Below are 6,352 nucleotides of genomic sequence, written 5' to 3'. Positions count from 1 at the left end.
CTCCACGTGCGCCGTGTTGATGGTGATCCCGCGCGCCTTCTCCTCCGGCGCCGCGTCGATCTCCTCGTACTTCTTCGCCGTCGCCCCGCCCGTCTTCGCCAGCGTCATGGTGATCGCCGCCGTCAGCGTCGTCTTCCCATGGTCCACGTGACCGATCGTGCCAATGTTGCAGTGCGGCTTGTTGCGGTTGAACTTTTCCTTGGCCATTTCAAGCTCCAGCCCTGTCCGGGCCTGTCCTCTAAACTAGGGTTGGATGGTTAGGCGTACTTCTTGATCACCTCGTCGGCGACCGCTTGCGGCACCGGCTCATAGTGGTCGTACATCATGGTGAACTGCGCCCGGCCCTGGGAGAACGAGCGCAACTGGCTCACATAGCCGAACATGTTGGCGAGCGGCACCATGGCTGTGATCACCTGGGCGTTGCCGCGGGTCTCGGAGCCCTGGATGTGGCCGCGCCGGCTGTTCAGGTCCCCGATCACGTCGCCGACGTAGTCGTCCGGCGTCACCACCTCGACCTTCATGATCGGCTCCAGCAGCTTGGGCGAGGCTTTCTCCCGCAACTCGCGGAACGCCGAGCGGGCGGCGATCTCGAAAGCCAGCACCGAGGAGTCGACGTCGTGGTAGGCGCCGTCGACCAGGGTGGCCCGGAAGTCGATCACCGGGAAGCCGGCCAGGAGTCCGTTCTCCTTGGCGTTCTCGAGGCCCTTGCTGACGCCGGGGATGTATTCCTTCGGCACTGCGCCGCCTACGATCGCGCTTTCGAACTTGAAGCCCGAGCCCGCCTCGGTCGGTTCGAAGACGATCTTGATGCGCGCGAACTGGCCCGAGCCGCCGGTCTGCTTCTTGTGCGTGTAGTCGATCTCGGCGCGCTTGCCCAAGGTCTCGCGGTAGGCCACCTGCGGCGCGCCGATGTTGGCGTCGACCTTGTAGGTCCGGCGCAGGATGTCGACCTTGATGTCGAGGTGCAGCTCGCCCATGCCCTTCATGATCGTCTGCCCCGACTCCGGATCGGTGTAGACGCTGAACGACGGGTCCTCGGCCACCATCTTGCCGAGCGCGACGCCGAGCTTCTCCTGGTCGGCCTTCGACTTCGGCTCGATGGCCTGCTCGATCACCGGCTCCGGGAAGGTCATGCGCTCCAGGATCACCGGCGAGCGGCTCGGATCGCAGAGCGTATCGCCGGTCCGCGTATCCTTCAGACCCGCGAGGGCGAGGATGTCGCCAGCGTAAGCTTCCTTGATGTCTTCGCGGTTGTTGGAATGCATCAGGAGCATCCGCCCGACCCGCTCGCGCTTGTCGCGCGTCGAGTTGAGCAGCGCCATGCCGCTCTCCAGCTTTCCGGAATAGACGCGGCAGAAGGTGAGCGAGCCCACGAACGGGTCGTCCATGATCTTGAAGGCGAGCACCGAGAGCGGCTCGTCGTCGGAGGCCCTGCGCTCCACTTCGGCCTCGGTGCGGAAGTCGATGCCCTTGGTGGGCGGGATGTCCACGGGCGAGGGCAGGTAGTCGACCACCGCGTCGAGCAGCGGCTGGACGCCCTTGTTCTTGAACGCCGAGCCCGCCAGGATCGGATAGAAGGCGCCGGTCAGCACCGCCTTGCGGATGCAGGCCTTGACCACCTCCTCGGAGGGCTCTTCGCCGGACAGGTAGGCTTCCATCGCCTCGTCGTCGAGCTCGACGGAATTCTCGATCATGTAATGCCGCGCCGCCTCGGCCTTCTCGCGCAGGTCGGCCGGGATCTCCTCGTCGTGGTACTTCGCCCCGAGCCCTTCGGAATCCCAGATCACCGCCTTCATGCGGACCAGGTCGATGACGCCCCTCAGCGAGGCTTCCGAGCCGATCGGCAGCTGGATCGGCACGGCCTTGGCGCCCAGCCGGTCGCGGATGGATTCCACGCACTTGTCGAAGTCCGCGCCGATCTTGTCCATCTTGTTGACGAACACGATGCGCGGGACGTTGTAGCGGTCGGCCTGGCGCCAGACCGTCTCGGTCTGCGGCTCCACGCCCTGGTTGCCGTCGAGCACGGCCACGGCGCCGTCGAGCACGCGCAGCGAGCGCTCCACCTCGATGGTGAAGTCCACGTGGCCGGGGGTGTCGATGATGTTGAGGCGCTTGCCCTTCCAGTAGGCGGTCGTCGCGGCCGACGTGATGGTGATGCCGCGTTCCTGCTCCTGCTCCATCCAGTCCATGGTGGCCGCGCCGTCATGGACCTCGCCGATCTTGTGGCTCTTGCCCGTGTAATAGAGGATCCGCTCCGTGGTCGTCGTCTTGCCGGCGTCGATGTGCGCCATGATGCCGAAATTGCGGTAGTCATCGATCTTATTCGTGCGGGGCATAGCGGATGCTCTGCGAAAAAGCTGTTCGTGGGGGGCTGAACGAACGGCGCGGGCGGTTTAGCTCAAACCGCCCGCACCGGGAAGCAGCCTATGGGAGGGTTACCAGCGGTAGTGCGAGAAGGCCCGGTTGGCCTCGGCCATCTTGTGGGTGTCTTCGCGCTTCTTGACCGCCGCGCCGCGGTTGGCGGAGGCGTCGAGCAGCTCGCCGGCCAGCTTCTCGGTCATGGTGTTCTCGCCGCGCGAGCGGGCCGCGTTCACCAGCCAGCGGATGGCCAGCGCCCTGCGCCGCTCGGGACGGACCTCGACCGGCACCTGGTAGGTGGCCCCGCCGACCCGGCGCGAGCGCACCTCGATGGCCGGGGCGACATTGTCGAGCGCGGCGTGGAACGCCTCCAGCGGGCCCATGTCCTTGCGGCGGGCCTCCAGGATGTCGAAGGCGCCGTAGAGGATGTTCTCGGCGACGGCCTTTTTGCCCTCGTACATCACGTAATTCATGAACTTGGTGACGACGATGTCCCCGAATTTCGGGTCGGGAAGGACTTCGCGTTTCTCGGCGCGGCGGCGGCGGGACATGGGATATTCCTAACTCTGGATCCCGGCCTTCGCCGGGACGACGTTCGCTTCGCTCATCGTCACTTCGGCCGCTTGGCGCCGTAGAGCGAGCGGCGCTGCCGGCGGTCCTTCACCCCCTGGGTATCGAGGACACCGCGCAGGATGTGGTAGCGGACGCCCGGCAGGTCCTTCACCCGGCCTCCGCGGATCAGCACCACCGAGTGCTCCTGCAGATTGTGGCCTTCGCCGGGGATGTAGCACACCGCCTCGATGCCCGTCGTGAGCCGCACCTTGGCGACCTTGCGCAGCGCGGAGTTCGGCTTCTTCGGGGTCGTGGTGTAGACCCGGGTGCAGACGCCGCGGCGTTGTGGGCAGCCCTTCAGGGCCGGCACCTTGTTGCGCGACGGCTTGGGCGAGCGCGGCTTGCGGATGAGCTGGTTGACTGTCGGCATCTATTCTCGCTTGCGGGAGGCGTGTGCCGTTAGGCCGAAGCGCCTCAAGGGGTCCTTGACTGTCATGGTCTTCGAGGCCGCCCGGTGAACGCAAAAACTCGCCGGGACGCTTTGCTCGGCGTTCCGGCGGGAAGAGCTCATCGGGACGGGGAGATGCTCCCGGCCTCGAAAGAGCGCGCTACATAGTCGCGAAGCGGCCTTGCGTCAACGTCTGCTGGCGGGCGCCTTGGCCGCAATCTACGGTGCGGTTTCGGTCACGAAAAGGCCGCGCGAAGCAGCGTTGCTGGGCGTCGACTGCAACGGGGACGGGCCGCGGATGGATGGGCCGAAGCGCGGCCGCAGGATCGGAGCCCTGGCGCTATCGGCGGCGTTCCACCTCGTGCTGCTCGTGGCGGTGGCCCTGCACGCGCCGAGCCTGGTCATTCCGCCGGAGACCGGCGGCCCGCCCGAACCGATCATCCCGGTGCTGCTGATGCCCAAGACGCCGCCCGCGCCGGCCGGACGGCCGGCCCCGATCCGGCTGCACCGCAGGCCCCAGCCCTTCGCGCTTCCGCCGCCGATCGCCCCGCTGCCGGTCCCGCCCGCCGTTCAGCCGTCCCGCCCGGCGCCGCCCGGCCCGGTGGCGATCCATCCCGCCCCGCTGCCGGAGAGCCCCAAGACCGACCTGCGCGCCACCTTGCGGGCGAGCCCTGTGGGGTGCGCCAATCCGGACGCGGTCGGGCTCACCCGCGCCGAGCGCGAGGCTTGCTTCGAACAGCTGGGCGAGGGTGCGAAGACGGCCCCCTTCCAGGGACTGGGACTGGCCCGCGACAAGCAGGAGGCGTTCGACCGCGCCGCCGAGCACAAGGAAGCCTGCCGCGCCTACCGGGATTCCAGCGGCGGCGAGCAGCCGCGCCTTCGCGACGGGAGTTGCTAGCTAAGCCGCGGCGCGCCGGCGCAGCGAAACGGCCCGGGATCGCTCCCGGGCCGTTCGGTACGCGCACTGACTGGAATGCCTAGGACTCGACGTGCTCGGCCTCGGCCGCCTCGGCGATCGACTCCGGCAGAGGCTCCATCGGCGCCATCGCAGGCTCGCGGCTGGCGGCCAGCTGCTCGTCGCGCCGGGCGGCGATCCGCTGCAGGTTGCGCAGGTACGAGCCGGTGCCCGCCGGGATCAGGCGGCCCACGATCACGTTCTCCTTCAGCCCCTCGAGCGTATCGATCTTGCCCTGCACCGCCGCCTCGGTGAGCACCCGCGTCGTCTCCTGGAAGGAGGCGGCCGAGATGAAGCTGCGGGTCTGCAGCGACGCCTTGGTGATGCCCAGCAGCACCGGCTGGGTGAGCGCCGGCCGGCCGCCGCGGGCTTCCGCCTTGGCGTTCTCTTCCTCGACCTCCAGCTTGTCGAGGTGGTCGCCCTTGAGCAGGCCGGTGTCGCCGGGCTCGAGGATCTCGACCTTCTGCAGCATCTGACGGACGATGGTCTCGATGTGCTTGTCGTTGATCGGCACGCCTTGCAGCCGGTAGACCTCCTGGATCTCGTTCACCAGGAAGTCGGCCAGAGCCTCGATCCCCTGGATCCGCAGGATATCGTGCGGATCGGGATTGCCGTCGATCAGGTACTCGCCCTTGCGGATCACGTCGCCGTCGTGCACGGCGATGTGCTTGCCTTTCGGGATCAGGAACTCGACCGCCTCGCCGCCGTCCTCGGGCGTGATCTTGATGCGGCGCTTGTTCTTGTAGTCGCGCCCGAACTCCACCCGGCCGTCCATCTCGGCGATCACCGCGCAGTCCTTCGGACGACGGGCCTCGAACAGCTCCGCCACCCGCGGCAGGCCGCCGGTGATGTCGCGCGTCTTGGCGCTTTCCGTCGGGATCCGGGCCAGCACCTCGCCGGGCTTGGCCTCGTCGCCGTCACCCAGCGACAGGATGGCGCCGACCGGCAGCAGGTAGCGGGCCTCGCCGCCGTTGGAGATGCGCTTGTAGGCGCCCTCGGCGTCGAGCACCGCCATGGCCGGACGCAGGTCCGAGCCCTTGGTGGAGGCGCGCCAGTCGATGACCACCCGGTTGGAGATGCCGGTGGCCTCGTCGGCTTCCTCGCGGACCGAGACGTTCTCCACCAGGTCCTCGAAGCGCACCCGTCCGCCCACCTCGGTGATGATCGGGGTGGTGTAGGGGTCCCATTCGGCCAGCCGCTGGCCGCGCTTGACCTTGTCGCCGTCCTTGACCCGCAGCCGGGCGCCGTAGGGCACCTTGTAGGCCTCACGGTCCTTGCCATCGACCTGGACGGTGAGCTGCAGGTTGCGGCTCATCGAGATCAGCGCGCCGTCCGCCGCCGTCACCGTGTTGCCGCCGCTGATCTTCGCGACCCCCTCGTTGGCGGACTCGTAGAACGACTGCTCGGCCACCTGGGCGGTGCCGCCGATGTGGAAGGTCCGCATGGTCAGCTGGGTGCCCGGCTCGCCGATCGACTGGGCGGCGATGACGCCGACCGCCTCGCCGATGTTCACCGGCGTGCCGCGCGCCAGGTCGCGGCCGTAGCAGGCGGCGCAGACGCCGTTCTTGGTCTCGCAGGTGAGCACCGAGCGGACTTTCACCGCCTGCACGCCCGCGGCCTCGATCGCCTCGATCATGTTCTCGTCGAGGTAGCTGTCGGCCGGCGCGACCACCTCTCCGGTGCCCGGGTCCTTGACGTCCTCGGCCGCGAACCGGCCCAGCACGCGCTGGCCGAGCGAAACCAGCACATCGCCGCCTTCGACGACGGCGCGCAGGGTGATGCCGCGCGTGGTGCCGCAGTCTTCCTCGTTGATGATGCAGTCCTGCGCCACGTCGACCAGCCGGCGGGTCAGGTAGCCCGAGTTCGCCGTCTTCAGCGCGGTGTCGGCCAGGCCCTTGCGGGCGCCGTGGGTGGAGTTGAAGTACTCCTGGACGGTCAGGCCTTCCTTGAAGTTCGAGATGATCGGCGTCTCGATGATCTCGCCGGACGGCTTGGCCATCAGGCCCCGCATCCCGCCGAGCTGCTTCATCTGGGCTTGC

At 68.1% G+C, this 6,352-nt stretch carries 5 protein-coding genes and 1 pseudogene; 1 reads left to right on the top strand and 5 read right to left on the bottom strand.

The genetic code is table 11. The features are described from left to right. From VLI41_RS14620 to rpsL, 4 genes are all read right to left on the bottom strand, one after another. On the bottom strand, positions 1-207 hold a 207-nt coding region (locus tag VLI41_RS14620; protein ID WP_325268818.1), incomplete at its 3' end, for a GTP-binding protein. A 50-nt stretch (positions 208-257) separates the two neighbouring features. Next, positions 258-2,336 carry an elongation factor G gene (fusA, locus tag VLI41_RS14615; protein ID WP_325268817.1) on the bottom strand — a complete coding sequence of 693 codons (2,079 nt, stop codon included), beginning with the start codon at positions 2,334-2,336 and terminating at the stop codon, positions 258-260. Positions 2,337-2,435: 99 nt separating this feature from the next. Then, on the bottom strand, positions 2,436-2,909 hold the full coding sequence (gene rpsG / locus VLI41_RS14610; protein WP_325268816.1) for a 30S ribosomal protein S7: 474 nt from the start codon (positions 2,907-2,909) through the stop codon (positions 2,436-2,438). 59 nt (positions 2,910-2,968) lie between these two features. Next, positions 2,969-3,340 (bottom strand): 30S ribosomal protein S12, encoded by a 372-nt coding sequence (gene rpsL / locus VLI41_RS14605; RefSeq protein ID WP_325268815.1) that lies wholly within the window; start codon positions 3,338-3,340, stop codon positions 2,969-2,971. Between the two features lie 199 nt (positions 3,341-3,539). On the opposite strand from rpsL, the gene VLI41_RS14600 reads away from it, so the two are divergent. After that, positions 3,540-4,256, top strand: coding sequence for a hypothetical protein (locus tag VLI41_RS14600; protein WP_325268814.1), 717 nt, complete (start codon positions 3,540-3,542; stop codon positions 4,254-4,256). Between the two features lie 79 nt (positions 4,257-4,335). Here the strand turns inward: VLI41_RS14600 and VLI41_RS14595 are convergent. Then, positions 4,336-6,352: pseudogene (locus VLI41_RS14595) on the bottom strand (DNA-directed RNA polymerase subunit beta'); the annotation flags it as partial.

This window comes from Phenylobacterium sp. (genome assembly GCF_035475775.1).
In the GTDB taxonomy this organism is placed as follows: Bacteria; Pseudomonadota; Alphaproteobacteria; order Caulobacterales; family Caulobacteraceae; genus Phenylobacterium.
The sequence above is the reverse complement of the archived record's forward strand: the minus strand, read 5'-3'. Positions and strand labels throughout refer to the sequence as shown.